Below are 25378 nucleotides of genomic sequence, written 5' to 3'. Positions count from 1 at the left end.
ATCACGCCCGCCCATGCCCGCGCACCCGCGTTCGACGATCGGCCCGTGCTGGCCACTGCGCCGCTCAAGGCGGGCCACGCCCGCGAAGAGCTGTCGCGGGTCGGCGACTCAAGCTGGGATCTCGGTCCGCCGTGTTCCGCGAGAACGCGCGGCGCTGCCATGTCACCGTGCATTTCGACGTGCTCGAACATGCCGATGTGCAGGCGGCGATGCGTGCCTATCTCTACGCCCGCCTCAACGTCGATCTTCCCGGCTACCGCCCGAAGCTGCCGCCGGCGAGCATCCGCCAGGCATTCAACCGCGCACGCCGGTTCTTCGCCTTCGCGCGCCTGACGCTTGGAGGGCTCGACCTTGGCCGCATCGATCAGGCGCTGGCCGATGCCTATGCCAGGCATCTTCGCCACGATTCTGCCCGGCGACCCGTCATAGTCGGCCACCTCCTCGAAGTGGTTTCCGATCTCTATCACTATCGTGACCGCCTCGCTGGCGGAGGCCTCGCGTTTGAGCCCTGGGCCGGACAGGCACCCGCCCGCGTCGCAGGCTATCGGCACGTCGTTGAGAACCGTACCCCGCGGTTTCCGGAAGATGTCATCGCCGCACTGCTCGCCTGGTCATTGCGCTACGTCACCGTCTTCGCGCACGATATTCTATCGGCTCGGGCCGCGCTGGATCGGCTCGAGGCGCGCCGCGCCCGGCTGCTTGCCGCCGAGCGCGGACTGCCTGGCGCAGAGCGCCGCCTGCGGCAGCGCGCGCGCCTCGAGCGCCATATCGCGCGTCGAGCCCGGCAAGGCCGCGGCGTGCCGATCTGGACGACCGCGCATAACGGCGTCACGCGCACCGATCCCCGCACCGGAGAAGCGACGCCGCCGATCAACGTCCATCTTCTCCATCTTCATGCCGGTGTCGATGCTGAGGCGGAACCGGCCATGCATTTCGGACTCGCCAAGGGCGTCTCCGCCCTGATCGAAGCCGCTGCCGCCGACCTGGGCGTCGAAGTGGGCGGCATGGACACGCCGATCTCGATTGATCCCGATAGCGGTCGGCCATGGCGCGCACGCTTCGATGCGAAGACGCTCGCACAAGAGGAACGGATGCTTCAGGCGGCCGCCTATATAGTGTGCGCTTACCTCACCGGCATGCGCGACTGCGAGGTGCAGGCGATGCGGCGGGGGTGCCTCTCGATCGCGCGCAGCGAGGATGGCCTGGTCGAGCGGCATCGCATTCGATCGACCATCTACAAGCGTCGGTCGACCATGGGCGAGGCGGCGAGCTGGGTGACGATCGAGCCGGTCGCAGACGCGATAGCGGTGCTTGAACGCCTGTCGGCAAGACCGACGCGCGCCAGCGGCAGCGATACGCTCTGGCCGGTGCTACGCCCCGGCGCCGCCACCAAGACGCATCTGTCGAGCGAGGTGGTCCGCCAACTCAACGCCTTCCGCGACCACCTCAACGCTGCCTTCGGCAGCCCTGATGTGCCGGTCATCCCGTCCGGACCCGGTGGCAAGCCGTGGCGCATAACGACGCGGCAGTTCCGCCGCACCATCGCATGGCACATCGCCAACCGTCCGTTCGGCACCATCGCCGGCATGATCCAGTATAAGCACGCCTCGGTCGCCGCTTTCGAGGGCTATGCCGGAACCAGCGCATCGGGGTTTCGCGCCGAGGTCGAGGCGCAGCGCCGGCTCGGTCAGCAGGGCGACCTGCTGGACTATTTCGACCGGCGGCAGGGCGGTGCCTCACTCGCGGGGCCGGCGGGACCACGCATCGCGCGGACGCTCGACGATGCGGCCGTGCAGCTCGGGCCCTTGCCCGCCATGATCGCCGACCGCTCCCGGCTACGTGTCATGCTCGCCAGCGTCGCGCGAACCCTCCATGTCGGCCTCCTCGCGGATTGCTTCTTCGATCCCGCCACCGCGCTCTGCCTCAAGCGCGTGACCACCCCCGATCCCAAGCAGCCGCTCACGGCGCTGTGCGAGCCGACCCGCTGTCCCAACGCCTGCATCACCGCCCGTCACAGGCCAGCTTGGGAACGCGCGGCCGATGATGCCAGGGCATTGCTGCGCGAACGACGTCTGTCGGATCTTCAACGCCATGCACTCGCCACCGAGATCAACCGGCTCACTACCGTGATCGACGCCATCGGCCCCGCGCCGCCGGAGGCCAACCCCGGCTGACGGCGGAAGCTCTGCGCCGGTCGGCGCGCTGGCGCAACGGCGTTGCCGTCCTCCGCTTCGCTGCGGCCCTACGGGTGCGCAACCGCGCTTGTGCCCGGCGCTAGTCGAGCTCCGCCGCCGGGGATGGCCCCCGACGGGCAAGCGGAGTTCAGATCATGCCAACTCAGGTACGAGCCGACGTCTATACTCGGGTCACCGAGGCGATCCTTGCAGCGATCGAAGCCGGTACGGGCAACTGGCGCATGCCATGGCATCACAGCGGCGCCGATGTCACCCGGCCGACCAACATCGCCAGCGGCAAGCCCTATCGCGGCATCAACACGGTGTCGCTCTGGGCGGCGGCCTATGGCGGCGGCTATGCGAGCGGGGTCTGGGGCACTTATCGTCAGTGGCAGGACCGCGGCGCCCAGGTCCGCAAGGGCGAGCAGGCCAGCCTCGGCGTCCTCTGGAAGGAGATCAGCCGGCGCGACGACGAGCAGGATGACGAAGATGGCGGCAAGGGACGGCGGCTCTTCGCCCGGGCGTTCAGCCTGTTCAACGCCGATCAGGTCGACGGCTACGCGCCCGAGCCCGGGCCGGTCCTGCCCGAGAGCGAGCGCCTTGCGGCCGCCGAGGCCTTCATCGCCGCGCTCGGTATCGACACGGTCTACGGGTCGAGCAGCGCCTATTACCATCTCGGCGAAGACCGCATCTACATGCCGCACTTCGCAACCTTCCGTAGCGCGCATGGATTCTACGGCACCCATATCCACGAGTGTGCCCATGCCAGCGGCGCGGCGCATCGGCTCGACCGGGATTTCAGCGCCAGGTGGACCAAGGACGCGCTCGCGATGGAGGAAGCGACCGCCGAGCTGACCGCCTCGTTCCTGCTTGCCGACCTCGGCATCGCGCACGATCCGCGTCCCGATCATGCCGCCTATATCGCCTCCTGGCTGGCGTTATGCTCACCTCGCCATAACCTGGCTAATCGCGAGGTGTCGATAATGTGAAGGAACGCGGCCAGATTGGCCGAGTTCTGGGGTTTCCTGCCAACGTTCCTTCACATTATTTCAAAGCGTGTCGAGCCAGGCGAGCACGCTTGTATCGCGCTTCCACGAAGGCTGACCGCCGGGTGTTGTCGGAACGGCGACCTGTTCCAGGGCCTTTCGCTTCGTTCAAGATTGGCCCTGGCATAGTGGTTGGTCGTGTCGAGGCTCACGTGGCCGAGCCAACTGCGGATGACTGTAACATCGACGCCCGCAGATATGAGGTGCACGGCGGTGGCGTGCCGGAAGGCGTGCGGCGTCACGTGCTTGGTACGCAGCGTTGGTGTGGCTTCGGTCGCCGCCTTTACGTAGGCGGCAAGCTTGAATCGGACGCCCGACGCGCTGAGCGGTTCGCCATAGCGGTTAACGAACAGCCGTTGGTCAGGCGCCCGTGGTTGCCGTTCGAGCAGCTTCTTCAGCAGCAAGGCTGTTTCAGGCCAGAGCGGGCAGATGCGTTCCTTCCGTCCCTTGCCGGTCAAGCGCACGCAGCTCGGACTTTCGAACCGGATTGCTTCGGGGCACAAGTCGAGCGCTTCCTGTATTCGTGCGCCGCTGTTGTAGAGGAACGAGAGCAGCACATGATCGCGCATGCCTTCGAGCGTCGAACGGTCAGGCTGGGCAAGAATTGCCGTCACTTCCGCCGGATCCAGATAGCAGGGCTCCGATACCGGCGTGCGCTTGACGGGTATGTTGAGGATTTCGACGCATTGCGCGATCGATGCAGGATCCCTGGTCGCCACGAAGTGGAAGAAGCTGCGGATTGCGGCAAGCCTGCAGTTGCGCGTGCCGATCGTGCCGCCGCGCTCATGTTCAGCGTAACTGAGGAACGCGGAGACCTCGCTTGCGGCCAGATCAGTCATCGTAATCATAGCCACCTTCCTTCCAGCCCGCTGTGCGACGAACCGCAAGAACAGCCGCCAGGTATCGCGGTATGATCGGACTGTATGGATGGATGCGTTGCGCTGCTCGACCAGCCATTCGTAGAAGAACGCGCGCATCAGTACCGGGAACGGGTTGGCCTTGCTCATGTCTGCACCTCCCGCTCCATGCTGAGGCAAGGTGCGCCCACCATGCGGAACCGCTCGTTTGCGTAATGCAGCAGATCCTGGGTGACCGTGATGTAGACCAGCGTAGAGTTGATATCCCGGTGGCCGAGGTAGGTCGCGAGGAATGGCAGACGGTCCTGCGGGTTGATGCCCGTCCTGTACCATTCGAGGATCCGGTTCACGACCATCGAGTGGCGCAGGTCGTGCAAACGCGGTCCCGTTCGCCCCTGCGGTGGCTTCAGCCCGGCACGGCGTATGACGTCAACGAGCAGCCAGGCGACGGCTTGCTTCGTATAGCGGCCGCTCCGCTGCTCGTGCCAGAACAGACCTGACCTCGGATCCTGCGGGGCACCCGCGCGACGCCGCACATCGATGTACGCCCGAAGTTCGGCCATCACAGTGTCGGGCAGCGGCAGTATCCTTGTCTTGTAGAACTTGGTCTGCCGTATAGTGATCGTGCCGCCCTGAAGATCAACATCCCCCAGATCAAGGCGGGCAACCTCGCTGCGCCGCAGGCCCGCGCAATAGGCGAGCAGAAGCATCGTGTAGACACTCAACGGGCGAAGCGACGCTCGCGGAGAGGGGTAAGAGCGAGCAATGTCGAGCATATGCTGCACGTCGGCGGGCGTATAGATATGAGGTTTGCGCCATTGTTTGGCCACTTCCTTCCCCGGACGTGGGTCCGGTCGGCGCGGTGGGATCGACGGATCCCGGTGGCGGAGTATCTTCGCAAGGACGCGCTTCAGCTTTTCGCATTCAGGCAGGATGATTGCGCGTGGCCTTCGCCGCCGCCCAGTGTTCGAGCATCACCCCGATCGGTTCATCCTGCAGCGCCGGGTTCAGCTGTAGGAACCGGTCGAACCGCAAAAGCCACACAGGCTGCGTGGTATATTTGTACCCCCTGTTGCGCATCAGCGTAACGTGCTCGGCCATGATCGCGCCCAGCACGCTGCCGAACGGTTTGGGGCTGATGCAGTTCGGCAAGGGCTTGTTCTGGATCGCGTGAAGCCAGAGCGCGCCAGACCGGCATGCACTGCTTGACGTTGCACTCCTTGCGCAGGACGACGACGGGGATTGCGGTGGATCGCCCCGGTTTGCACAAGGTGATCGAGGAACCGGTCGATAATGCGGGTGCGGTGGAGCAGCGTCGTCGCTGTCCAACGGTCGGACCACGCCCGCAACCAGGCTACCAGCACATCTTGGCCGAGTTCGGTGTGGCGCGCGGCGACGTCCTGGAAGCTGTAGAGCACCTGTTTGTAATAGGTGCGGCTGTTCTTGCTGCGCAGGCCAAGGTCCGCGAGATAGCGCGCGATCAACAGTCGTTCGGGATCGGGCCATGGCGTCATGACAGCACCTCCGATCCCGGAACGTCGAGCGCGATGGCCCGCAGGTCTTCGGTTGCCAGCTTGAGATACGGAGCGGTAGATTCCGTCGAACGATGACCCAGCATATCGCCGATCACCTTTTGCGGGACCGAGGCGCGCAGCATCTCGACCGCGCGGGCATGTCTGAAGATGTGTGGCCCACACTTCCCCGGTGGCTTGACCCCGGCATCCCGGATTCGCCGGAAGACGGCACTATGCAGCACCCGGAGCCTTCCATAGGGTGCACGGGTCCGCACGAACACTTCGCGGGCGTCGGTCTGCGGTCGTCCCGAGCGCAGATAGCTGAGGATGGCTTCGCCCACCGGAGCCATCAACGGCAGATAGGAACAGGCACGGGTCTTGGTGTGGAGGATGCGGATCGATTCCGTCCGCCAGTCAATATCCTCGATCTTCAGATTGCGGATTTCGCCGGACCTCAGACCATAAGTCGCCAGCAGTTGCAGGATCGCCTGATCTCTGAGCCCGATAGGCGTTGTGTCTTTGCTCGCGGTTTCCAGAACGGCGGCGATCTGATCGCGCTCCAGGATCGAGGGCACCCCTTCATAGGCATACAATAGCGGGGCGATGACGTGCGGCGACAAGTCGATTGCGGTGCGGCGCGTACGGTGCAGATAACGCAACAGCGAGCGAAGACGCTCCGCCACGTCCTTCACCGATTTGCGCGTTTGGTGCGGGCTGCGCATATCCATGTAACGGTCGATGTCGCCGACGCTCATTTCCACCAGGCTGTCGACGCCGCATCGATCAAGCTGCCAGGTCAGGAAGTTCCGACCTTCCCACATCAATGCGTAGATGCTGCGCTCCGCAAGGCCCCGCTCCTCGCGCAGCCAGATCTCGTATTCGTCGCAAATCGTAAAGCGCAGCGTGTCAGCAGCACATGTCGCTTTGGGCGCGGGTGGCCAACGGCCCTGTGCAAGCCGCAGTAGGGCGTGGATTCCAGAACGCGGAATGGAGTGCCAACACGGCCCTGGTGGTCGGCCATGACGTTTGCGGAACATCGTGATCGCATGGTGCAAATAGTACCCCACCTGCGCCTCGGTCACCTCCGCGATCGGGATGCTGCGCCGGGCAAGATAGTCGAGGAACCCGCGCGCATAGGCGCAGTAGTTCCCGGCCACCACCGGGCTGTATCGTTGGCTGGTCAGTACGGATCTGAGTTCGGAGATCAGTTCGCAATCGGTATTCGGCATTGACGGCTCCTCTGCTGGTCAAACGACCGCAGAGGTTCGTCGAGAAATAATGCGGAGCAAAGCCCGTCAGATAACGTCGCAATTCTGCGCATTTCAGACACTGAAACTGCGTTCCTTCACATTATCGACACCTCGCGATTACTTCAGGTGCTGAAGAACGACAGCCGCGCGATCTTCACTGCGGCCAGCAAGGCGCAGGCGGCGGCCGATTGGATGCACGCCCAGCAGCCGTGACGCTCACGCGGCCCGCACCTCGGCGCCGAGCGCATCAAGCAGCGGACAGCCCGGATCCTGACCGGCATCGCAGGCTCGCACCGAGTCTGCCAGAACCCGTTCCATCCGCCTGAGGTCCGCGATCCGCGCGCGCACATCCTGCAGATGCGACGCCGCGAGCTCGCGGACTTCGGTGCAGGAGGCCTGGCCGCCGGCCGCGAGTCCGAGCAAGGCGCGCACCTCGTCAAGGGTGAAGCCCAGCTCCCTCGCACGGCGCACGAAGCCCAGGCGAGCCACGTCCTCCCGACCGTAGCTGCGGTAACGGCCCCGCCGCGGCGGAACGGGCAGCAGCCCGATCCGCTCGTAATAGCGGATCGTCTCGATGTTGCAGCTGGTACGGCGCGAGAGTTCGCCGATCTGGATCGCGGCGGTTGCGGCCATCTTCAAAATACCTCTTGAGTCTGTAGTCGCTACAGATGGTAGGATAGCTGCATGCCCGCCACAAGGAGTCGCCCGTGACCCAGACACCAAGCCCGCCCAAGGGGATAAGTACCGCCGCGCTTACCCTGGCGGGGATCGCCGCCGCGTTCGGCGTCGCTGCCTGCTGCGCACTGCCGATCCTCTTGGCATCCGCCGGCATCGGCGCGGCCTGGCTCAGCGGCGTGGCCGTCGTCTCCGCGCCCTATCGCACGCCGCTCCTCGTGATCGGCGCATTATGCCTCGTCGCCGGCGCCGCGCTGCTATTGCGCCAGCAACTCGCCGCCATGCGCTGCGGCCCGGACGGCGTGTGCACGCCGCGCTGGACGCGCATCCTCACTCTCGCCGGCCTATTGGTCGGCGCGGCACTGCTCTGGGCGGGTTATAGCTATGTCTGACGTCGTTCCGGAGCTGCACTCGACCCTGACCTGTCCGCACTGCGGACATCAGGCGACCGAGACGATGCCGACCAACGCATGCCAGTTTTTCTATGACTGCCGGGGCTGCGGCGCGGTCCTCAAGCCCAAGCAGGGCGATTGCTGCGTCTTTTGTTCCTATGGCGACGTTCCGTGTCCGCCGATCCAGATCGAGGGCAAGGGCGCGTCCTGCTGCGGCTGAAGACAAGCCGTGACGCTTGCCACCCCCGCTGACGCTGCCCCTGAACCGACGGTTGCATTCCCCGACGGCACCGTCGTCCCGGACTGGACTGCGGTCACCGCGCCAAGCGCCCATTCGGCCCTGACAGCGCTGTTCGCGGCATTTATCGGCCGCAGGTGGCATGGCATCGACAGCACCGAGGACGAGGTGCGGCGTGCCATCCTCCGGGCCTATGTCACCCAGGGCCACGCGCCGGCGCCGGTGGAGATCGCTGCCGCGGTTGCGCTCCCGCCCGGCGACGTGGCCGCAGCGCTCCACCGGCTCGCCGGACGCGATCTCGTGGTCCTCGACGGCGACGGCCGAGTGAGCGGCGCCTATCCTTTCACCGATGCTCCCAGTGAGCATCAGGTGGAGGCCGCGGGTATCACGATGGGAGCCATGTGCGCCCTCGACGCGCTGGGGATCTGCACGATCGCACCGCACGCCAGCCTCATCCGCTCGTCATGCCGCCAATGCCGGCGCTCGCTTGCGATCCATGTCCACGACCGGGGCTGCACCTTGGGCGACGTCGTGCCCGAGGGGATTCTCGTCTGGTCCGGTCATCGCTACACCGGCGGCTGTGCAGCGTCTTCGCTCTGCACTCAGCAGGCTTTCTTCTGCCATGCCGATCATCTTGAAGCCTGGCGTATGGACGGTTCCGTGACCGCCCGCGACGGCATTCGCCTGACCCTGCGCGAGGCCCTCCAGGTCGGCCGCGCGATCTTTGCACCGATGCTCGGAGGGATATTGCCATGGCCCATTACGACCTGATCGTCATCGGCAGCGGAACAGCCGCCCAGGTCGCGATCGGCCAGGTCCGCGCCGCCGGATGGTCCGTCGCCGTCATCGACCACCGCCCGTTCGGCGGCACCTGTGCGCTACGGGGCTGCGATCCCAAGAAGATGCTGGTCAGCGGCGAAGAGGCGATCGATGCCGCCGCTCGCATGGCCGGACATGGTGTCGGCGGCGACCTGGCGATCGATTGGCCGAGCCTGATGGCGTTCAAGCGCAGCTTTACCGATCCGGTCCCCGCCAAGCAGGAACGCCGCTACGCCAAGCTGGGCGTCGACGCCTTCCACGGGCTAGCGCGCTTCGCAAGCCCGGACGCGGTCGCGGTCGACGGTCGGACGTTGCAGGCCCAGCATATCCTGATCGCAACCGGCGCGGGGCCGATCCCGCTCGGCATTCCAGGCGAGGAGCTGGTCAGCACGAGCGACGCTTTCCTCGAGCTGGAGACGCTGCCGCGCCGGATCGTGCTGATCGGCGGCGGCTATGTCGCCGCGGAGTTCTCGCATCTGGCCGCACGTGCCGGCGCCGAAGTCACGATCCTGCAGCGCGCTAGCCGGCTGCTGCCGCATTTCGATCCCGACCTGGTGGGCTGGCTCACACCGCGGTTCACGGCGCTCGGCATTCGCATCGAGACCGGCACCGCGGTCACACGGGTCGAGCGGAACGGGGACGGCCTGCAGGTGCGTGCCTCTCGCCAGGGAGCGCCGGACCTGGAGGTCGCCTGCGATCTCGTCATTCATGCTGCCGGGCGTCGTCCCGATCTCGGCAGCCTCGACCTGTCCACCGGGCAGGTCGCGGTGCAAGACGGACGACTGCAGCTCGATGCGCATCTGCGCAGCATTTCCAACCCGCGGGTCTATGCCGCCGGTGACGCCGCCGGCGTCGGGCCGCCCCTGACCCCGGTGTCGAGCCACGACGCGAAGATCGTCGCCGCGAACCTCCTGCAAGGTCCATCGCGCGAGCCCGACTATCGCGGTGTTCCGAGCGTCGCCTTCACCGTGCCGCCGATCGCCGCCGTCGGGCTTTCGGAAGAGGCGGCGCGCCGCAGCGGCCTCAAGTTCCGGGTTAACGCGGCCTCGACGCCGGACTGGTTCACCGCCCGCCGGCTCGCCGAGCCGGTCTATGGCCACAAAGTTCTGATCGACGAGCGGACGGACCTCGTCCTCGGCGCGCATCTCGTCGGGCCGAACGCCGACGAGGTGATCAACCTTTTCGGCCTGGCCATCCGCCACGGCCTCACCGCGGCCGATCTACGCTCCACCATGTTTGCCTATCCGACCGGCGCCTCGGATATCGGCTACATGCTCTAGGCGACGCCGCGCACGATCCGTCACCAGTGCTCGCCCGCGGGCGGGCGGCAGCCTGTCGCGAAAGACGATAGCGGGCTGTCGCCCGCCTGATCTGCGGACGCCGCTGACGCGGCGGCGCTACTTTTTGGGCCTCCCTTCCGACGCGGAGGTGGTCGGCGCTCCCTGCTAGGCCCGCCACGGCGGGCTGCAAGCCCCGGCTTCGCCGGGCTGCTCCATTTCATTTCGCCCCTGCGGGTGCAGCCCGCCGCTCGAACGGGCCTCTTCGGTCGCTCTCGCCGCCCACCCCCGCCTCGGGGGAGGCCGATGCGGTTTTTGGGCAGTGCTGGAGGCAGCCGATGGTTTTCTTCCTCGAACCCCGGATTGGGGCTGGACTGTCAGGATATGTGGCCGAAATGGGTAGCGCCTTCCTCTGCGCCGCGCTTGGCATCGAACCGACCGTGCGCCATGCCGATTATCTGGCATCATGGGCCAGGTTATGGCGAGGTGAGCATAACTCGAGTAATCGCGAGGTGTCGATAATGTGAAGGAACGCAGTTTCAGTGTCTGAAATGCGCAGAATTGCGACGTTATCTGACGGGCTTTGCTCCGCATTATTTCTCGACGAACCTCTGCGGTCGTTTGACCAGCAGAGGAGCCGTCAATGCCGAATACCGATTGCGAACTGATCTCCGAACTCAGATCCGTACTGACCAGCCAACGATACAGCCCGGTGGTGGCCGGGAACTACTGCGCCTATGCGCGCGGGTTCCTCGACTATCTTGCCCGGCGCAGCATCCCGATCGCGGAGGTGACCGAGGCGCAGGTGGGGTACTATTTGCACCATGCGATCACGATGTTCCGCAAACGTCATGGCCGACCACCAGGGCCGTGTTGGCACTCCATTCCGCGTTCTGGAATCCACGCCCTACTGCGGCTTGCACAGGGCCGTTGGCCACCCGCGCCCAAAGCGACATGTGCTGCTGACACGCTGCGCTTTACGATTTGCGACGAATACGAGATCTGGCTGCGCGAGGAGCGGGGCCTTGCGGAGCGCAGCATCTACGCATTGATGTGGGAAGGTCGGAACTTCCTGACCTGGCAGCTTGATCGATGCGGCGTCGACAGCCTGGTGGAAATGAGCGTCGGCGACATCGACCGTTACATGGATATGCGCAGCCCGCACCAAACGCGCAAATCGGTGAAGGACGTGGCGGAGCGTCTTCGCTCGCTGTTGCGTTATCTGCACCGTACGCGCCGCACCGCAATCGACTTGTCGCCGCACGTCATCGCCCCGCTATTGTATGCCTATGAAGGGGTGCCCTCGATCCTGGAGCGCGATCAGATCGCCGCCGTTCTGGAAACCGCGAGCAAAGACACAACGCCTATCGGGCTCAGAGATCAGGCGATCCTGCAACTGCTGGCGACTTATGGTCTGAGGTCCGGCGAAATCCGCAATCTGAAGATCGAGGATATTGACTGGCGGACGGAATCGATCCGCATCCTCCACACCAAGACCCGTGCCTGTTCCTATCTGCCGTTGATGGCTCCGGTGGGCGAAGCCATCCTCAGCTATCTGCGCTCGGGACGACCGCAGACCGACGCCCGCGAAGTGTTCGTGCGGACCCGTGCACCCTATGGAAGGCTCCGGGTGCTGCATAGTGCCGTCTTCCGGCGAATCCGGGATGCCGGGGTCAAGCCACCGGGGAAGTGTGGGCCACACATCTTCAGACATGCCCGCGCGGTCGAGATGCTGCGCGCCTCGGTCCCGCAAAAGGTGATCGGCGATATGCTGGGTCATCGTTCGACGGAATCTACCGCTCCGTATCTCAAGCTGGCAACCGAAGACCTGCGGGCCATCGCGCTCGACGTTCCGGGATCGGAGGTGCTGTCATGACGCCATGGCCCGATCCCGAACGACTGTTGATCGCGCGCTATCTCGCGGACCTTGGCCTGCGCAGCAAGAACAGCCGCACCTATTACAAACAGGTGCTCTACAGCTTCCAGGACGTCGCCGCGCGCCACACCGAACTCGGCCAAGATGTGCTGGTAGCCTGGTTGCGGGCGTGGTCCGACCGTTGGACAGCGACGACGCTGCTCCACCGCACCCGCATTATCGACCGGTTCCTCGATCACCTTGTGCAAACCGGGGCGATCCACCGCAATCCCGTCGTCGTCCTGCGCAAGGAGTGCAACGTCAAGCAGTGCATGCCGGTCTGGCGCGCTCTGGCTTCACGCGATCCAGAACAAGCCCTTGCCGAACTGCATCAGCCCAAACCGTTCGGCAGCGTGCTGGGCGCGATCATGGCCGAGCACGTTACGCTGATGCGCAACAGGGGGTACAAATATACCACGCAGCCTGTGTGGCTTTTGCGGTTCGACCGGTTCCTACAGCTGAACCCGGCGCTGCAGGATGAACCGATCGGGGTGATGCTCGAACACTGGGCGGCGGCGAAGGCCACGCGCAATCATCCTGCCGAATGCGAAAAGCTGAAGCGCGTCCTTGCGAAGATACTCCGCCACCGGGATCCGTCGATCCCACCGCGCCGACCGGACCCACGTCCGGGGAAGGAAGTGGCCAAACAATGGCGCAAACCTCATATCTATACGCCCGCCGACGTGCAGCATATGCTCGACATTGCTCGCTCTTACCCCTCTCCGCGAGCGTCGCTTCGCCCGTTGAGTGTCTACACGATGCTTCTGCTCGCCTATTGCGCGGGCCTGCGGCGCAGCGAGGTTGCCCGCCTTGATCTGGGGGATGTTGATCTTCAGGGCGGCACGATCACTATACGGCAGACCAAGTTCTACAAGACAAGGATACTGCCGCTGCCCGACACTGTGATGGCCGAACTTCGGGCGTACATCGATGTGCGGCGTCGCGCGGGTGCCCCGCAGGATCCGAGGTCAGGTCTGTTCTGGCACGAGCAGCGGAGCGGCCGCTATACGAAGCAAGCCGTCGCCTGGCTGCTCGTTGACGTCATACGCCGTGCCGGGCTGAAGCCACCGCAGGGGCGAACGGGACCGCGTTTGCACGACCTGCGCCACTCGATGGTCGTGAACCGGATCCTCGAATGGTACAGGACGGGCATCAACCCGCAGGACCGTCTGCCATTCCTCGCGACCTACCTCGGCCACCGGGATATCAACTCTACGCTGGTCTACATCACGGTCACCCAGGATCTGCTGCATTACGCAAACGAGCGGTTCCGCATGGTGGGCGCACCTTGCCTCAGCATGGAGCGGGAGGTGCAGACATGAGCAAGGCCAACCCGTTCCCGGTACTGATGCGCGCGTTCTTCTACGAATGGCTGGTCGAGCAGCGCAACGCATCCATCCATACAGTCCGATCATACCGCGATACCTGGCGGCTGTTCTTGCGGTTCGTCGCACAGCGGGCTGGAAGGAAGGTGGCTATGATTACGATGACTGATCTGGCCGCAAGCGAGGTCTCCGCGTTCCTCAGTTACGCTGAACATGAGCGCGGCGGCACGATCGGCACGCGCAACTGCAGGCTTGCCGCAATCCGCAGCTTCTTCCACTTCGTGGCGACCAGGGATCCTGCATCGATCGCGCAATGCGTCGAAATCCTCAACATACCCGTCAAGCGCACGCCGGTATCGGAGCCCTGCTATCTGGATCCGGCGGAAGTGACGGCAATTCTTGCCCAGCCTGACCGTTCGACGCTCGAAGGCATGCGCGATCATGTGCTGCTCTCGTTCCTCTACAACAGCGGCGCACGAATACAGGAAGCGCTCGACTTGTGCCCCGAAGCAATCCGGTTCGAAAGTCCGAGCTGCGTGCGCTTGACCGGCAAGGGACGGAAGGAACGCATCTGCCCGCTCTGGCCTGAAACAGCCTTGCTGCTGAAGAAGCTGCTCGAACGGCAACCACGGGCGCCTGACCAACGGCTGTTCGTTAACCGCTATGGCGAACCGCTCAGCGCGTCGGGCGTCCGATTCAAGCTTGCCGCCTACGTAAAGGCGGCGACCGAAGCCACACCAACGCTGCGTACCAAGCACGTGACGCCGCACGCCTTCCGGCACGCCACCGCCGTGCACCTCATATCTGCGGGCGTCGATGTTACAGTCATCCGCAGTTGGCTCGGCCACGTGAGCCTCGACACGACCAACCACTATGCCAGGGCCAATCTTGAAACGAAGCGAAAGGCCCTGGAACAGGTCGCCGTTCCGACAACACCCGGCGGTCAGCCTTCGTGGAAGCGCGATACAAGCGTGCTCGCCTGGCTCGACACGCTTTGAAATAATGTGAAGGAACGTTGGCAGGAAACCCCAGAACTCGGCCAATCTGGCCGCGTTCCTTCACATTATCGACACCTCGCGATTACTGGAGGTCTTGCGCGAGGACAATCGCGCCATCTTCTGCGCCGCGAGCGCGGCGAGCAAGGCCGCCGACTGGATAATGGCGCGCCATACCGAGGCCAGCGAAAGCGACGAGCGGAGGGCGGCGGCATGATCCTGCTGACCCCCGAACTGCGCTTCGCGCTGCGCGCGAACGACTTGGCCCGCTGCGCCGCCGCGCGCGATGGCGCGCCAGAACCCGATCCCGTTCCGCTGGTCAAATTCTTCAATCCCTTGGGCGCGGCAACATGGCTCGCGACCGAGCTTTACGATGATGACGACACGCTGTTCGGCCTTGCCGACTTGGGGTTCGGCTTTCCCGAACTCGGCACATTCAGCCTGTCCGAAATGGCGAGCGTCCGCTTGCCCTTCGGCCTGTTCATCGAGCGCGACGAGCATTTCGAACCGTTCGCCCCGCTCTCGACATGGGCCGAGACCGCGCGGCGGGCGGGCGCGATCATCTTCGCTGAAACCGAACTTCGCCGCGCGGCCGACAGCCGCAACGGCAAGGAGCTTCCGCCCCGAGGCGGGTGACGCGCGGCGCGTTTCGCCGCATCGAGTGCCGGTCCCGCCCATCCAGCAAGACAAACGGGACCGGCGCTCCAGAAGGAGCAGACCAATGAAACTCGACTTTATCGACCTTGGCAAGCTGTCCGTCAGCAAGGCCAATATGCGCTACGCGAAGAAGGCGCCGGACGTGTCCGACATCCTTCCGACCGTCCGCGCGCGCGGCGTTCTCGTGCCGCTGATCGTGCGACCGAATTGCGGTCCCGATGCGTTCGAGATCGTCGCGGGCGCGCGGCGCTTCACCGCCGCGCAGATCGTCGCGGGCGAAACCGGCAGCGCCGACCCCTTGCCGTGCGCCATTCTCGAGAACGGCGACGATGCCGCCGCCATCGAGGCGTCGCTGATCGAGAATATCGCGCGGCTCGCGCCCGACGAGGTGACACGCTGGGAAACCTTCACCCGGCTGGTCAAGGAAGGCCGCGACGAAGCGGATATTTCCGCGACGTTCGGCATCCCCGAGCTTGGCGTCAAACGCATCCTCGCGCTCGGCAATCTCTTGCCGCGCATCCGCGACCTCTACCGCAAGGAAGAGATCAACGCGGCGACCGTCCGGCACCTGACCTTGGCGAGCACGAGCCAGCAAAAGGCATGGCTGGCGCTGTTCAGCGACCCCGACGCCTATTGCCCGACCGGCCATCAGTTGAAGGACTGGCTGTTCGGCGGCGCGTCGATCAAGGTCGAACATGCCCTGTTCGACGTCGAGAGGCTCAAGCTCGCGATCATCGCCGACCTGTTCGGCGAGGATCGCTTTTTCGCCGACGCCGACGCCTTCTGGCGCGAGCAGGACGCGGCCATCGAGGATCGCCGCGAAGCCTATCTCGACGAGGGATGGAGCGATGTCGTGATCGTCCCGCGCGGCGAATACTTCCATCGCTACGAGTTTGTGAAGGCTCCCAAGCGCAAGGGGGCGCGCGTCTATATCGACGTGCGCGCGAGCGGCGAGGTGGACTTTTACGAGGGCTATGTCACGTCGAAGGAGGCCAAGCGGCTCGAACGCGGCGAGCCGATCGACACCGCTCCCAAGGTGCCGCGCCCCGAGGTGACGAGCACGATGCAGACCTATATCGACCTGCATCGCCACGCGGCCGTGCGCGCCGCGCTGACCCGTCACCCCAAGGTCGCGCTGCGCTTGATGGTGGCGCACGCCATCGTCGGTTCGCCGCTTTGGACCATCAAGCCCGAGCCGCAGACCGCGCGCAACGATTTGGTTGCCGAAAGCGTCGAAACCTGCCGCGCGGAAACCGACTTCGATACGAAGCGCCGCGCCGTATTGGACCTTCTCGGCTTCTCGCCCGAGGAACCGACCGTGGCCGGCGGCAACGGCGACGACTTCGGACTTGTCGGCGTGTTCCTCCGCTTGCTCGACGTGCCCGACCGCGCCGTCATGGACGTGGTGGTGATCGTCATGGGCGAAACGCTCGCCAGCGGCAGCGCCGCCGTCGAGGCGGTGGGCGGCGAGATCGGCGTCGATATGGCCCGCTACTGGCAGGCCGACGACGCCTTTTTCGAGTGTGTCCGCGACAAGGAGGTGCTGACCCGCATCGTCGCCGAGGTGGCGGGCGAACCTGTCGCCGCCGCCAATGCGAAGGAACCGGGCAAGGTCTTGAAGCGCATCGTCCGCGACCATCTGGACGGCACGAACGGACGGCCCAAGGTCGAGGGTTGGGTGCCGAAATGGATGGCGTTCCCGCCCGCTGCCTATACGGCGCGCGGCGGCGTCGGCACCGTCGCGGCTCATGCCAAGGTGCTCGCGGCGCGCCCCGACCGCGAGCCGGAACCGACCGGCCCCGGCGCGGTGATTGCGCTTCCGGCCCCTGCCAAGGCCGAGCCGCAGGAACAGCCCGAGCGCGAAGCCGCATGAAACTGGACGGGCGGCGGCGCACCCGCCGCCCGTTCCGCCCCCCATAAAATCGCCGCGCCGCTCGGCCGCAAGCGGCCCTCGCAGCGCGGATTTCAGACAGGAGACTTGTCATGGCCGACCGTGTTTCGGCATCCATCACCATCGGCGGGACGCTCCCCGCCAGCCAGCTTCCCGCCTTCGCCGAGGCCATCGCGAACGAAGGGCTGTCCACCGAATGGGACGGCGAACCCTTCGCGCTCGGCGATCTGCCCGAGGGCGAGCCCTTGGCGCTCATGGCGCACGAGGTCGCCTGGGGGCGGTTCGAGGGACTCGAAGCCTTCTGCATCGCGCATGGGCTTTTCTTCGCGCGCTGGTCGGGCGCCTATGCCTGCCAGTGGGGTGCGGAACGCACCGTGTTCACCGGCAGCGGCGAACCGCAAAGCTACGCTGCCGACGAGGACAACTATATCCTCATGGGGCGCTGCACCGCCGAGCGATTGGGCAGCTATGCGGCGATCATCGCGCATTTCGATGCGGCCGACTTCGCGGTGCCCCCGCTTGTCATCACGCCCGAACGGGAGGAGGCGAGCAATGGCTGACATCTGGATTCAGGGCAGCTTCGCCTTTCGCTGCACCGCCGCCGAGTGCGCGCTGATCGAGGAAGTCGCAAACGCTGGCTACGCGCTGGCGAATGACGACGCGCCCGATCCGCCGAGCGCGGCGCTGCTCGCAGCCTTTCCGCCGGACGATGCGAACGTGCCGTGGAGCGGGTTTCGCGAGGCGTTCAACGATCCCGAATTTCCCACCATCGGAGCCGATTTCATCGCGGAAACCTGCCCCGACGACCCAGCCGTGCGGATCGTGTGTTTCGCCAGCATGGACGATTTCGACGCCTATGCTATCGCCGTGGTCGTCCAGCGATGTTGCGCCGAAACGTTGTCCAAGGGGCCGATAGGCTTTGATTGGGCGATGACCTGTTCCAAGCCCCGCATCGGTGAATTCGGCAGCGGCTGGTGCGCGATTTTCGCAGACCGCATCGAGATCGAGGCGACCAACGAGCCGCTGGCGCGCGCGCTCGCGGGCGACGGCAACTAGCCCAAATCGCGCCGCACCGCGCGCTCGCGTGCCGAAAACCCCCGCCGCCTGACCTACCGGGCGGTGCGGCGGATCACCGTCCGGGTGCTTCCGCATAGCGTGCATTCGTCCTTCTGCCGCTCGAATCCGCGCGTGCCGCCGAGCGCGCGGGTGACGACATTGGCCTGTGCGGTAACCCACAGGTTGAGCCGGTCAGTCACGCAGGCATCGCACACCGCCGCGCCGTCCAGCCGCACGATCAGCCGTTCGATCTGCCCCGCAATCGTCGTTCCTTCGTTCATCGCCGTGAGGCTATAGCCGCCGCTTCGTGGCCGCGAAAGCAATCATGGCTTCCCGGAAGGACGCCGGACTGGGCTTCCTGTCCGCGCGCGCATCTCGTCCTTTCGTGTCTCACCACCCCGTCGCCGGCTCCTTGGGCGCATGACCTGGGACGGCCGCGCGCCCCGCGAAACCATCGCGCGGAACTGATTTCCCCGCGCCGCTTTGGCGGCGCTCCTCGCGGCCGCTTCGCTCCAAATCAGCCCCGCGCTTCCGGTCCTCCGCTTCGCTTCGGCCTGCGGTTCGCAGCGCGCTCAAGGGCCGTCCCTTCGGTCCGCCCATCGCCCGGCATCGGGTCGGGCGACTGTGTGAAGGAGACGAGAAATGCCCGCAATCGGTCATGTCCAGCGCCAGAACGACGGTTCGTTCCGGGGCGCCTTGAAGACGCTTTCGGTCAATGCCGAGATCGCCATCATCCCCAATCGCGGTAAGACCGGGGACCAGCCCGACTACCGCGTGCTGTCGAACGGCGTCGAACTGGGCGGCGGCTGGATCCGCACCGGCGAGGTGAGCCAGCGCGAATATGTCCGCCTCGCCATGTCAGCCCCCGAACTTGGCGGCCGCACCCTCTACGCCAATCTCGGCCGCGCCGCCGGGCAGGACGACGACGACGCGTTCGCTGTCATCTGGAACCCCGGCGACTGAGCCGGATCGCTCCCGCGCCGGTCACCCGGCGCGGGGCTTTCCTCATGCCTTGAGGGCTCGGCGTGGGCCTTTTCCTGCACCGGAACGCGCTTGCGGGCCTGCAGAGAGGAAGAAATCCGCTCAGCAAGCACCGAGTATCCGGCGGCGAACGGACCGCCTCAACCATCGACGGTTCCCCCAATTTTCACGCCACCTGCGTTCCGCTTCGCTCCACTCCGGCGACGAGAAAATCGGCTCCCCCGTCGCCCGCTTCGCGGCCGCTGCGCGGTGGTTGACCCGACCCGCTCCCCGCCGGGCGATGGCTCATCTTTCGCTTGTATCAGGAGGATGAGATGTCGGTTGAACAACAGATCGAGGAGCTTCGCGCGGAGCTTTCATGGTGCGATGACGCGGCAGAACGGCGGCAGATCGAAGCCGAATTAAGGGCCGCTGAGAAGAGGCTGAAGCGGTGCAATCGGGCGCTGCGTCAGGCCGAACAGGCAGGCTGGCAATAAGGCGATGCGCTGTTGAAGGGGCAGGTTCGCGGGAGTGGTGCCGCATGGCGCCGCTCCCCTTTTCTAATCGGGAAGGCGGGAAGGCAAAGCGGGCGTCTGGGGCGGCAGGTGGCAGTCGGGCTTGACGGCAAGATAGAGGCAAAATCTCGCGATTTTGTAAGTGTTTGTCTGCACATCGTTTTTTGAAGGCTTTTGCGAGACTCGCCCTTTGAGTGCGAGACAGGGTTGCCAGGAATGGCGGTTTTCTGGGCTTTTCCGATCCCAATCGCGAGACTCCTTGCGCTCTGGCGAGGACGCGCCATTCTTATCGGCGGGGAGCGTCATTCCGGTATGGAAGGACGCCGCTATGCGCGATGATGAGTTCGAACCGCACCTGGGCCGGATGCGCTGCCGGGGCAAGGAGCAGCGCTACCTGAGCCGCGTCGTGAAAGCGGCAAAGCGCGCAGGGCTAAAAACCGGCAGGCGTGGCCGCTTCGACGGCAGCCGGATCGGACGTGGCGCGAGCGTTGCACGGGTGCTCAGATCGCGCGACCGATTGGGCGCGTTCCGGTCGCGCCGCGTGATCGTCAAGATACGGCCTGTTGGACTTGGCGGGAAAGGTATGGGCGGCGCGAAGGCGCACTTGCGTTATATCCAGCGCGATGGCGTGACCCGCGAGGGCGAGCCCGGCGCGCTCTATTCGGCCGACGAGGATGTCGCCGACGGCAAGGTGTTCCTCGAACGCTGCGACGGCGACCGCCGCCAGTTTCGATTCATCGTGTCGGCCGAGGACGCCGACCAATATCCGGACTTGAAGCCCTTTGTGCGCAGGCTGATGACGCAGATGGAGCAGGATCTCGGCACGAGGCTGGATTGGGTGGCAGTCGACCATTTCAATACCGGCCATCCGCACACGCATATCGTTGTGCGCGGCGTGAATGACCGGGGCGAAAATCTGCTGATCGCGCGCGAATATATTTCGCACGGGGCCAGGCAACGCGCGATCGAGATCGCCAACCTCGACCTCGGGCCGCGCACCGACCTTGAAATCGAGGAGCGGCTTCGCAGCGATACTGGCGTGGAGCGGCTGACCGCGATCGACCGACGGCTGATCCGCGACATGGATAGTATGCGCCTGGTCAGCGCGAGCGACAGCGACCCGTTTCACCAATCGGTTCGCGTCGGCCGCTTGCAGAAACTTGGGCGCATGGGACTCGCCTCGCATATCGGCAGCGACACCTGGCGGCTCGAGCCCGACCTCGCGAACACACTGCGCCGGATCGGGGAGCGTGGCGATATCATCCGTACCATGCAGCGCGAGCTGACCGCGCGGAAGCTCGACTGTGCCGCGGCCGATCGCGTCATCTATGATCCGACGGCGCAGGAAGCCGCGCCGATTATCGGCCGCGTTATCATGCGGGGATTGGCGGACGAGCATGAAGACCGCCATTATCTGCTAATCGACGGCATCGACGGGCGCACGCACTATGCCGAGATCGGCGAGGGCGAGATGGTCGATCCGACCCCCGAAAACGCCATCGTCCGGATCGTGCCGCGTGAGGGCGGCGTTCGCCCGGTCGATCGCACGATTGTCGAAGTCGCCGCCGCGAACGACGGACGCTACACGATCGACGCGCATTTGCAGCAGGACCCGAGCGCCAGTGAAGGCTTCGCCGAAACCCATGTCCGCCGGCTGGAGGCGATGCGGAAGATCGCCCGCAATGTCGAACGCGATCCCGATGGAAGCTGGATCGTCACGCCCGATCATCTTGACAAGGTGGTTCGGTTCGAGGCGCGCCAACTCCACGACCGGCCCGTCGCCATCGAGGCGCTGTCGACCGTCCCGCTCGACAATCTGCCAGCGGCCGAGGCCGCGACCTGGCTCGATCGTGAGCTGGTTGCCGCCAGCCCAGCGCCGGTGCGCGATGCCGGGTTCGGCCGCGAGGTTCGTTCAGCGCAGGCGATGCGACGGCAATGGCTGATCACCGAACAGCTTGCAGACGAACAGGATGGGCAGACGGTCTATCGGCGAGGGATGCTCGCCGCGCTCCAGCGGCGAGAATTGCTGCGTGTCGCCCGCCAGCTCTCCGACAAGTTAGGCGTTCCGTTCGCCGAGGCCAGAGAGGGGGAGGCTGTTCAAGGCAGGCTCGTGCGCGCAGTCGAGATGACGAGTGGTCGCCATGCGCTCATCGAACGGTCGCGCGATTTCACGCTGGTGCCGTGGCGCTCTGTTCTCGATCGCCATGTCGGCAAATCGGTCTCGGGCATCATGCGCGACGGCGGGATCAACTGGACACTCGGGCGGCAGCGCAGCGGGCCGAGCGTCTCCTGATCCGGAGGATTCGGGCTTCCTATTTTCATGAAATTATGTTTTCATGGATTCATGAAAAATATCGCAGCGCAAACCGATGTCGGCGACGAGCATCTTCAGGTGCAGATTCCTGCCGTTACGAAACGCGATCTCGGTCAACGGTCGCTCGATTCCCGCGAGCCGATCCGGATGATCGTACTGCGGGCACTTGAAGCCTATGGCGTGAGCGTCCCCGCAGACGCGATATCGGATCGCCGGAAGGGCAGGCGATGAGCGAGGATTTCGAAGCTCTCACTGTTGCGGATTATGCGAAGCAGGCCGCGCGGACTGATCAACGCAGCGGTGGCCGCGCACTGGGCTTCTCGATGCTTGGCCTTTTCGGCGAAGTCGGCAGCTTGCTCAGTGAGGCCAAGAAAAAGCAGCGCGACGATGCCTCCTACCTGGGTTACGCTCACGCCGTCGCGGAAGAGCTTGGTGACGTCCTTTGGTATCTGGCGGCGATCGCACGGCGCAGCCGCATGGCGCTCAGCGACATCGCTGCCGCCGCGGCGACAAACGGCGGACAATGGCAGACGGGCGGCAACGAAACGCTCAGTTTCCATGCGCTGCAGCCGCAGCACATTCCGCTTGCCAAGGCACCGATGCCGCAGTTCGAGCATAGCCTGCTCGCGCTGGCAGGCGACGTTGGGCTGCTCATCAACGATTTCCAGGCGGGCGGTCTTGCGAAGGACCGCGAAGCACTCGCGGGCCGGCTGGTCGCGGTCATGCGCCGGTTGATCCAGGCGGCAAACGAATCCGGTGTTACCATCGAGGCTGCCGCCGTGAAGAATCTTCACAAGATCTTCGATCGCTGGCCGCGCGAGCGCATCTATCCGGCGCCGACCGATGCGGCGCTCGACCCAGAAGAGCAATTGCCGCGGCGGATGGCGATCGACGTCTATGAACGCACCGTTCGCGGGCAGACATTCGTGTATCAACGCTCAAGCGGTGTGTATGTCGGCGACCGGCTCACCGACAACGCGCTCGAACCCGACGACTATCGCTTCCACGATGTCTTTCACTACGCTTATGTCGCGGTGCTTGGCTGGTCGCCAGTGCTGCGTGCGCTGCTCCGTCTCAAGCGCAAGAGCGATCCGAAACTCGACGACGCCGAAGACGGTGCTCGGGCGATTCTCATCGAAGAGGGCATAACTTCCTGGATTTTCGGACAAGCGCAGCAACTCCGGTACTTTGAAAACGTGAAGCGCGGTGGCCTTCCGCTGGACATGCTGAAGCATGTCCGCCAGTTCGTCGCCGGCTACGAATCAGAACGCTGTCCGCTGTGGCTTTGGGAGGAAGCGATCCTCCAGGGCTATACGGCTTTCCGCTTCCTTCAGGAGCATCGGCGCGGCCGCGTCCTGATCGACTTCGCCAATCGCCGCCTGCGTATCAAGGAATTGCCGTCATGACCCCGAAATCCTTTGTGTCCACCCTGGCGGCGACCGAACTTCCCTCAGTGTTCAATCCCTGGCGCGATCGCTGCACGGTCCATGACCGCAGCGACGCCGCCGCCCGGCGCCGCGACAATCTCGAAATGCTGCTCACCGCGGCGCTTGATCATCGCGTCGAAACGATCTGGATCGCGCGTGATCTCGGCTATCGCGGGGGGCGGCGTACGGGCGTACCGCTGACCGACGAAATTCACCTCGGACATGCCGGTACGCTGATGGGCGGCATCGCATTCGAACGTGCGACGCAGGGACCCGCCGTGGCGGAGCGCACCGCGGCGATCGTCTGGCGTGTGCTAGAGCGGATCGGTCAGCCTGTCATGCTCTGGAACGTTTTCCCGTTCCATCCCCATGAAGCGGATGATCCGATGTCGAACCGATGCCACACGCGAAGCGAGCGCGAGGCGACCTGGCCGATATTGCAAGCCCTCGTGTCAATGATCCGGCCCCGCCAGATCGTCGCGATCGGGCGCGATGCTCACCTGGCGCTGGACGGTCTCGACATTCCGACCACCGCGGTCCGCCATCCGAGCTACGGCGGGCAGCGCGAGTTCATCGAGGGCATGTTCAGCCTGTACGGTGTCGCGGATGACAACGATGAGCCGCTAGAACTGCCGTTGGGCGCGCCTCACGCCGCAGCAAGGAGATGTGCGCTCGCCTGATCGCAGCGCTCAAAGAGTTGCTTAAGATCGCCGCGGTTCCAGTTGGCGGTGTCGACCGTGGCGTTGGTCGAGACGATCGTGAGCGGACCCAGCGCGACCCCGCCTTCCTTGGCGATGAATTCGAGCAGACGGCCGAGGCCGATCAGATTGCCGAGCAGTTTTTCGATATAGTAGTGATTGCGGTAGAGCGCGGTCATGCCGAGGCGACGATCGTCGCCCTTGCCGATCAGCTTGAGACTGGCAAAGCTCAGGCACTGACCGCCGTAGGGCGAGTCATTCACGTCGCGGGCGGGGTCGAAGATCAGCAGTTCGAATTTGTTGAGCGCTCGGACGTTCGGGTTGCGCAGGCGCTCGACGATGCCCCAGATTTGATTGATTGGCTGGCCGTCGGCGCGGGGCAATTCCATCATCCGTTCGAAATAATAGCCCGACCAAGCGCCCGACCTCCGGACCTTCGGCAGCACGTTGTCGCGAAACCGGTCGAAGAATTGCGGCGCGCCGTAGCGCCTGTACAGCGCTGCCGGAAAAATCGTGTTGGCGACCGTCTCGATGGGCTTCTTGCCATGGCCCGAAAGGAAGGCATCGACTTCCGCCACGACGGGATCGGCGAGTGTTGCGCGCGCAGTCGGCTCGGCCACGGAGATGACGACATTCTGCGCCTGGTGTCCGGTGGCGAGGTCGACGAGCCGGACCGCCTCGCGCCAGCCAGCAACGCAGTCAGGCTGCGGCGGTATGGGAAGATACATCGACTTCCTCCGTCAAATTTGCCGTGGCGAAAAGGCGCGGCGCTAGAAAGCGCTCAGTAAGCCAGGCGTGGCCTTCCAAGCCCCAACCTGGTCCCCAGCTGTTGCGGATGAGAATGGCCGGGATGCCGTCCACGGTTCCATGCCCGACCGCGACGACCGCGTGCCGTTGCGCTGGCTCGGGGAGTTCGTCGTTCGCCGGATCGACGACGCCATCACCGCGCGGCTGGAAGAAAGACCGTGACAGCATCGTCAGCATGAGCACCGGCGTGTCACGGTCCAGCGCGGCAAGGATGGATGACAGGTCGGTTCCATCCCTCTGTCCGTTGCGGCCATAGAGCGGGCCAACGGTCGCCGGCGGCGTCCACAGTCGATGATCGGCTGGAACCGCAGCCAGATACGGCCAGCCTTTCTCGTCGGGTTGGCCATCGAGCCGTAGCGCGTCCAGCATTGTGGATAGCAGTGCGCCGCTCGTCGGCGGTCTGCCCGCCCGTTTCTGCGCGGCATGAAAGGCGAATTCACACGACAGCGGTGCCCAGCCGTCGCGAAGCCCGGCGTGGGTGTCGCTCGCGGCGAATGCGAGGCATGTCGGCCGCGCGCCTTGATCGCGCGCAGGTCCGAACAGCGGCCGAAGGTCACGGACGATATCGATCATGGG

At 65.0% G+C, this 25378-nt stretch carries 27 protein-coding genes and 2 pseudogenes; 20 read left to right on the top strand and 9 right to left on the bottom strand.

Annotated features, from left to right (window positions below; all coding sequences use genetic code 11):
• Positions 1–2174 (top strand): annotated as a pseudogene (locus OOT33_RS07010) (integrase).
• A gap of 155 nt (positions 2175–2329) precedes the next feature.
• Entirely contained in the window at positions 2330–3163 is an 834-nt protein-coding gene (locus OOT33_RS07005) for an ArdC-like ssDNA-binding domain-containing protein (RefSeq protein ID WP_307749253.1), read from the top strand.
• A gap of 60 nt (positions 3164–3223) precedes the next feature.
• Here OOT33_RS07005 and OOT33_RS07000 read toward each other — a convergent pair.
• The 6 genes and pseudogenes from OOT33_RS07000 to OOT33_RS06975 form a co-directional block, all read right to left on the bottom strand.
• Positions 3224–4227: pseudogene (locus OOT33_RS07000) on the bottom strand (site-specific integrase).
• Positions 4224–4907 carry a tyrosine-type recombinase/integrase gene (locus OOT33_RS06995; protein ID WP_307749252.1) on the bottom strand — a complete coding sequence of 228 codons (684 nt, stop codon included), beginning with the start codon at positions 4905–4907 and terminating at the stop codon, positions 4224–4226. The pseudogene OOT33_RS07000 and the gene OOT33_RS06995 overlap by 4 nt, the downstream one beginning before the upstream one ends.
• 94 nt (positions 4908–5001) lie before the next feature.
• Positions 5002–5178, bottom strand: coding sequence for a hypothetical protein (locus tag OOT33_RS06990; protein WP_307749251.1), 177 nt, complete (start codon positions 5176–5178; stop codon positions 5002–5004).
• Complete coding sequence (locus OOT33_RS06985) at positions 5157–5591, bottom strand: hypothetical protein (RefSeq protein ID WP_307749250.1); 435 nt, start codon at positions 5589–5591, stop codon at positions 5157–5159. Before OOT33_RS06985 ends, OOT33_RS06990 begins: the two co-directional genes overlap by 22 nt.
• A complete protein-coding gene (locus tag OOT33_RS06980) occupies positions 5588–6820 on the bottom strand; it encodes a tyrosine-type recombinase/integrase (protein WP_307749248.1) in 1233 nt (410 codons plus the stop codon). Before OOT33_RS06980 ends, OOT33_RS06985 begins: the two co-directional genes overlap by 4 nt.
• 237 nt (positions 6821–7057) lie before the next feature.
• Positions 7058–7474, bottom strand: coding sequence for a helix-turn-helix domain-containing protein (locus OOT33_RS06975; protein ID WP_017184392.1), 417 nt, complete (start codon positions 7472–7474; stop codon positions 7058–7060).
• Between the two features lie 74 nt (positions 7475–7548).
• Here OOT33_RS06975 and OOT33_RS06970 point away from each other — a divergent pair, with 74 nt between their 5' ends.
• The 12 genes from OOT33_RS06970 to OOT33_RS06915 all read left to right on the top strand — a co-directional run bounded on the left by OOT33_RS06970 (position 7549) and on the right by OOT33_RS06915 (position 18081).
• Positions 7549–7908: a hypothetical protein gene (locus tag OOT33_RS06970; protein ID WP_017184393.1), complete on the top strand. Its 360-nt coding sequence runs from the start codon at positions 7549–7551 to the stop codon at positions 7906–7908.
• Entirely contained in the window at positions 7901–8128 is a 228-nt protein-coding gene (locus OOT33_RS06965; RefSeq protein WP_025549113.1) for a GDCCVxC domain-containing (seleno)protein, read from the top strand. The genes OOT33_RS06970 and OOT33_RS06965 overlap by 8 nt, the downstream gene beginning before the upstream one ends.
• A gap of 9 nt (positions 8129–8137) precedes the next feature.
• Positions 8138–8917 (top strand): mercuric reductase, encoded by a 780-nt coding sequence (gene merB, locus OOT33_RS06960; RefSeq protein ID WP_025549114.1) that lies wholly within the window; start codon positions 8138–8140, stop codon positions 8915–8917.
• On the top strand, positions 8899–10245 hold the full coding sequence (locus OOT33_RS06955; RefSeq protein ID WP_039574902.1) for an NAD(P)/FAD-dependent oxidoreductase: 1347 nt from the start codon (positions 8899–8901) through the stop codon (positions 10243–10245). Before merB ends, OOT33_RS06955 begins: the two co-directional genes overlap by 19 nt.
• A 335-nt stretch (positions 10246–10580) precedes the next feature.
• Positions 10581–10769 (top strand): zincin-like metallopeptidase domain-containing protein, encoded by a 189-nt coding sequence (locus OOT33_RS06950; protein ID WP_307749249.1) that lies wholly within the window; start codon positions 10581–10583, stop codon positions 10767–10769.
• Positions 10770–10885: 116 nt separating this feature from the next.
• On the top strand, positions 10886–12118 hold the full coding sequence (locus tag OOT33_RS06945) for a tyrosine-type recombinase/integrase (protein WP_307749248.1): 1233 nt from the start codon (positions 10886–10888) through the stop codon (positions 12116–12118).
• Positions 12115–13479 (top strand): tyrosine-type recombinase/integrase, encoded by a 1365-nt coding sequence (locus OOT33_RS06940; protein ID WP_307749247.1) that lies wholly within the window; start codon positions 12115–12117, stop codon positions 13477–13479. The genes OOT33_RS06945 and OOT33_RS06940 overlap by 4 nt, the downstream gene beginning before the upstream one ends.
• Positions 13476–14480 carry a tyrosine-type recombinase/integrase gene (locus tag OOT33_RS06935; RefSeq protein WP_307749246.1) on the top strand — a complete coding sequence of 335 codons (1005 nt, stop codon included), beginning with the start codon at positions 13476–13478 and terminating at the stop codon, positions 14478–14480. The genes OOT33_RS06940 and OOT33_RS06935 overlap by 4 nt, the downstream gene beginning before the upstream one ends.
• 210 nt (positions 14481–14690) lie before the next feature.
• The gene (locus OOT33_RS06930) at positions 14691–15113 is read left to right on the top strand and encodes a DUF2958 domain-containing protein (RefSeq protein WP_058454893.1); all 423 of its coding nucleotides are present in this window, start codon (positions 14691–14693) and stop codon (positions 15111–15113) included.
• 85 nt (positions 15114–15198) lie between these two features.
• Positions 15199–17007, top strand: coding sequence for a ParB N-terminal domain-containing protein (locus OOT33_RS06925; protein ID WP_058454892.1), 1809 nt, complete (start codon positions 15199–15201; stop codon positions 17005–17007).
• Between the two features lie 110 nt (positions 17008–17117).
• The gene (locus tag OOT33_RS06920; RefSeq protein WP_307749245.1) at positions 17118–17585 is read left to right on the top strand and encodes a hypothetical protein; all 468 of its coding nucleotides are present in this window, start codon (positions 17118–17120) and stop codon (positions 17583–17585) included.
• The gene (locus tag OOT33_RS06915; RefSeq protein WP_058454891.1) at positions 17578–18081 is read left to right on the top strand and encodes a hypothetical protein; all 504 of its coding nucleotides are present in this window, start codon (positions 17578–17580) and stop codon (positions 18079–18081) included. The genes OOT33_RS06920 and OOT33_RS06915 overlap by 8 nt, the downstream gene beginning before the upstream one ends.
• A 53-nt stretch (positions 18082–18134) precedes the next feature.
• Here the strand turns inward: OOT33_RS06915 and OOT33_RS06910 are convergent, their stop codons facing one another.
• On the bottom strand, positions 18135–18404 hold the full coding sequence (locus OOT33_RS06910; protein ID WP_307749244.1) for a hypothetical protein: 270 nt from the start codon (positions 18402–18404) through the stop codon (positions 18135–18137).
• A 319-nt stretch (positions 18405–18723) separates the two neighbouring features.
• Between OOT33_RS06910 and OOT33_RS06905 the strand changes: the two genes are divergently transcribed.
• The 6 genes from OOT33_RS06905 to OOT33_RS06880 all read left to right on the top strand — a co-directional run bounded on the left by OOT33_RS06905 (position 18724) and on the right by OOT33_RS06880 (position 23977).
• The gene (locus OOT33_RS06905) at positions 18724–19044 is read left to right on the top strand and encodes a DUF736 family protein (protein WP_058454889.1); all 321 of its coding nucleotides are present in this window, start codon (positions 18724–18726) and stop codon (positions 19042–19044) included.
• A gap of 332 nt (positions 19045–19376) precedes the next feature.
• Positions 19377–19538, top strand: a complete 162-nt coding sequence (locus OOT33_RS06900; RefSeq protein WP_167541760.1) for a hypothetical protein — start codon at positions 19377–19379, stop codon at positions 19536–19538.
• 346 nt (positions 19539–19884) lie between these two features.
• Positions 19885–21849, top strand: coding sequence for a relaxase/mobilization nuclease RlxS (rlxS, locus tag OOT33_RS06895; RefSeq protein ID WP_058454888.1), 1965 nt, complete (start codon positions 19885–19887; stop codon positions 21847–21849).
• A 51-nt stretch (positions 21850–21900) separates the two neighbouring features.
• Positions 21901–22101, top strand: a complete 201-nt coding sequence (locus OOT33_RS06890) for a hypothetical protein (RefSeq protein ID WP_017499946.1) — start codon at positions 21901–21903, stop codon at positions 22099–22101.
• Entirely contained in the window at positions 22098–23276 is a 1179-nt protein-coding gene (locus tag OOT33_RS06885) for a nucleoside triphosphate pyrophosphohydrolase family protein (protein ID WP_017499945.1), read from the top strand. Before OOT33_RS06890 ends, OOT33_RS06885 begins: the two co-directional genes overlap by 4 nt.
• On the top strand, positions 23273–23977 hold the full coding sequence (locus tag OOT33_RS06880; RefSeq protein WP_017499944.1) for a uracil-DNA glycosylase: 705 nt from the start codon (positions 23273–23275) through the stop codon (positions 23975–23977). Before OOT33_RS06885 ends, OOT33_RS06880 begins: the two co-directional genes overlap by 4 nt.
• Here the strand turns inward: OOT33_RS06880 and OOT33_RS06875 are convergent.
• Positions 23944–24723 (bottom strand): hypothetical protein, encoded by a 780-nt coding sequence (locus tag OOT33_RS06875; protein ID WP_058454887.1) that lies wholly within the window; start codon positions 24721–24723, stop codon positions 23944–23946. The genes OOT33_RS06880 and OOT33_RS06875 overlap by 34 nt on opposite strands.
• On the bottom strand, positions 24695–25375 hold the full coding sequence (locus tag OOT33_RS06870; protein ID WP_058454886.1) for a C1 family peptidase: 681 nt from the start codon (positions 25373–25375) through the stop codon (positions 24695–24697). Before OOT33_RS06870 ends, OOT33_RS06875 begins: the two co-directional genes overlap by 29 nt.
• Positions 25376–25378: the final 3 nt, after the last annotated feature.

The organism is Sphingobium sp. DEHP117, from assembly GCF_030867385.1.
Classification (GTDB): domain Bacteria; phylum Pseudomonadota; class Alphaproteobacteria; order Sphingomonadales; family Sphingomonadaceae; genus Sphingobium.
Note: the sequence above shows the minus strand (reverse complement) of the source record. Positions and strands in the feature narration are given on the sequence as shown.

Excerpts from the sequence above, each read along its gene's own strand:
- OOT33_RS06905 (WP_058454889.1), top strand. The coding sequence starts at position 18,724 with ATGCCCGCAATCGGTCATGTCCAGCGCCAGAACGACGGTTCGTTCCGG.
- OOT33_RS06920 (WP_307749245.1), top strand. The coding sequence starts at position 17,118 with ATGGCCGACCGTGTTTCGGCATCCATCACCATCGGCGGGACGCTCCCC.
- OOT33_RS06890 (WP_017499946.1), top strand. The coding sequence starts at position 21,901 with ATGAAAAATATCGCAGCGCAAACCGATGTCGGCGACGAGCATCTTCAG.
- OOT33_RS06875 (WP_058454887.1), bottom strand. The coding sequence starts at position 24,723 with ATGTATCTTCCCATACCGCCGCAGCCTGACTGCGTTGCTGGCTGGCGC.
- OOT33_RS06935 (WP_307749246.1), top strand. The coding sequence starts at position 13,476 with ATGAGCAAGGCCAACCCGTTCCCGGTACTGATGCGCGCGTTCTTCTAC.
- OOT33_RS07005 (WP_307749253.1), top strand. The coding sequence starts at position 2,330 with ATGCCAACTCAGGTACGAGCCGACGTCTATACTCGGGTCACCGAGGCG.
- OOT33_RS06940 (WP_307749247.1), top strand. The coding sequence starts at position 12,115 with ATGACGCCATGGCCCGATCCCGAACGACTGTTGATCGCGCGCTATCTC.
- OOT33_RS06975 (WP_017184392.1), bottom strand. The coding sequence starts at position 7,474 with ATGGCCGCAACCGCCGCGATCCAGATCGGCGAACTCTCGCGCCGTACC.
- OOT33_RS06885 (WP_017499945.1), top strand. The coding sequence starts at position 22,098 with ATGAGCGAGGATTTCGAAGCTCTCACTGTTGCGGATTATGCGAAGCAG.
- OOT33_RS06915 (WP_058454891.1), top strand. The coding sequence starts at position 17,578 with ATGGCTGACATCTGGATTCAGGGCAGCTTCGCCTTTCGCTGCACCGCC.
- OOT33_RS06990 (WP_307749251.1), bottom strand. The coding sequence starts at position 5,178 with ATGGCCGAGCACGTTACGCTGATGCGCAACAGGGGGTACAAATATACC.
- OOT33_RS06965 (WP_025549113.1), top strand. The coding sequence starts at position 7,901 with ATGTCTGACGTCGTTCCGGAGCTGCACTCGACCCTGACCTGTCCGCAC.
- OOT33_RS06925 (WP_058454892.1), top strand. The coding sequence starts at position 15,199 with ATGAAACTCGACTTTATCGACCTTGGCAAGCTGTCCGTCAGCAAGGCC.
- OOT33_RS06880 (WP_017499944.1), top strand. The coding sequence starts at position 23,273 with ATGACCCCGAAATCCTTTGTGTCCACCCTGGCGGCGACCGAACTTCCC.
- rlxS (WP_058454888.1), top strand. The coding sequence starts at position 19,885 with ATGCGCGATGATGAGTTCGAACCGCACCTGGGCCGGATGCGCTGCCGG.
- OOT33_RS06955 (WP_039574902.1), top strand. The coding sequence starts at position 8,899 with ATGGCCCATTACGACCTGATCGTCATCGGCAGCGGAACAGCCGCCCAG.
- OOT33_RS06945 (WP_307749248.1), top strand. The coding sequence starts at position 10,886 with ATGCCGAATACCGATTGCGAACTGATCTCCGAACTCAGATCCGTACTG.
- OOT33_RS06870 (WP_058454886.1), bottom strand. The coding sequence starts at position 25,375 with ATGATCGATATCGTCCGTGACCTTCGGCCGCTGTTCGGACCTGCGCGC.
- OOT33_RS06900 (WP_167541760.1), top strand. The coding sequence starts at position 19,377 with ATGTCGGTTGAACAACAGATCGAGGAGCTTCGCGCGGAGCTTTCATGG.
- OOT33_RS06930 (WP_058454893.1), top strand. The coding sequence starts at position 14,691 with ATGATCCTGCTGACCCCCGAACTGCGCTTCGCGCTGCGCGCGAACGAC.
- OOT33_RS06980 (WP_307749248.1), bottom strand. The coding sequence starts at position 6,820 with ATGCCGAATACCGATTGCGAACTGATCTCCGAACTCAGATCCGTACTG.
- OOT33_RS06950 (WP_307749249.1), top strand. The coding sequence starts at position 10,581 with ATGGTTTTCTTCCTCGAACCCCGGATTGGGGCTGGACTGTCAGGATAT.
- OOT33_RS06985 (WP_307749250.1), bottom strand. The coding sequence starts at position 5,591 with ATGACGCCATGGCCCGATCCCGAACGACTGTTGATCGCGCGCTATCTC.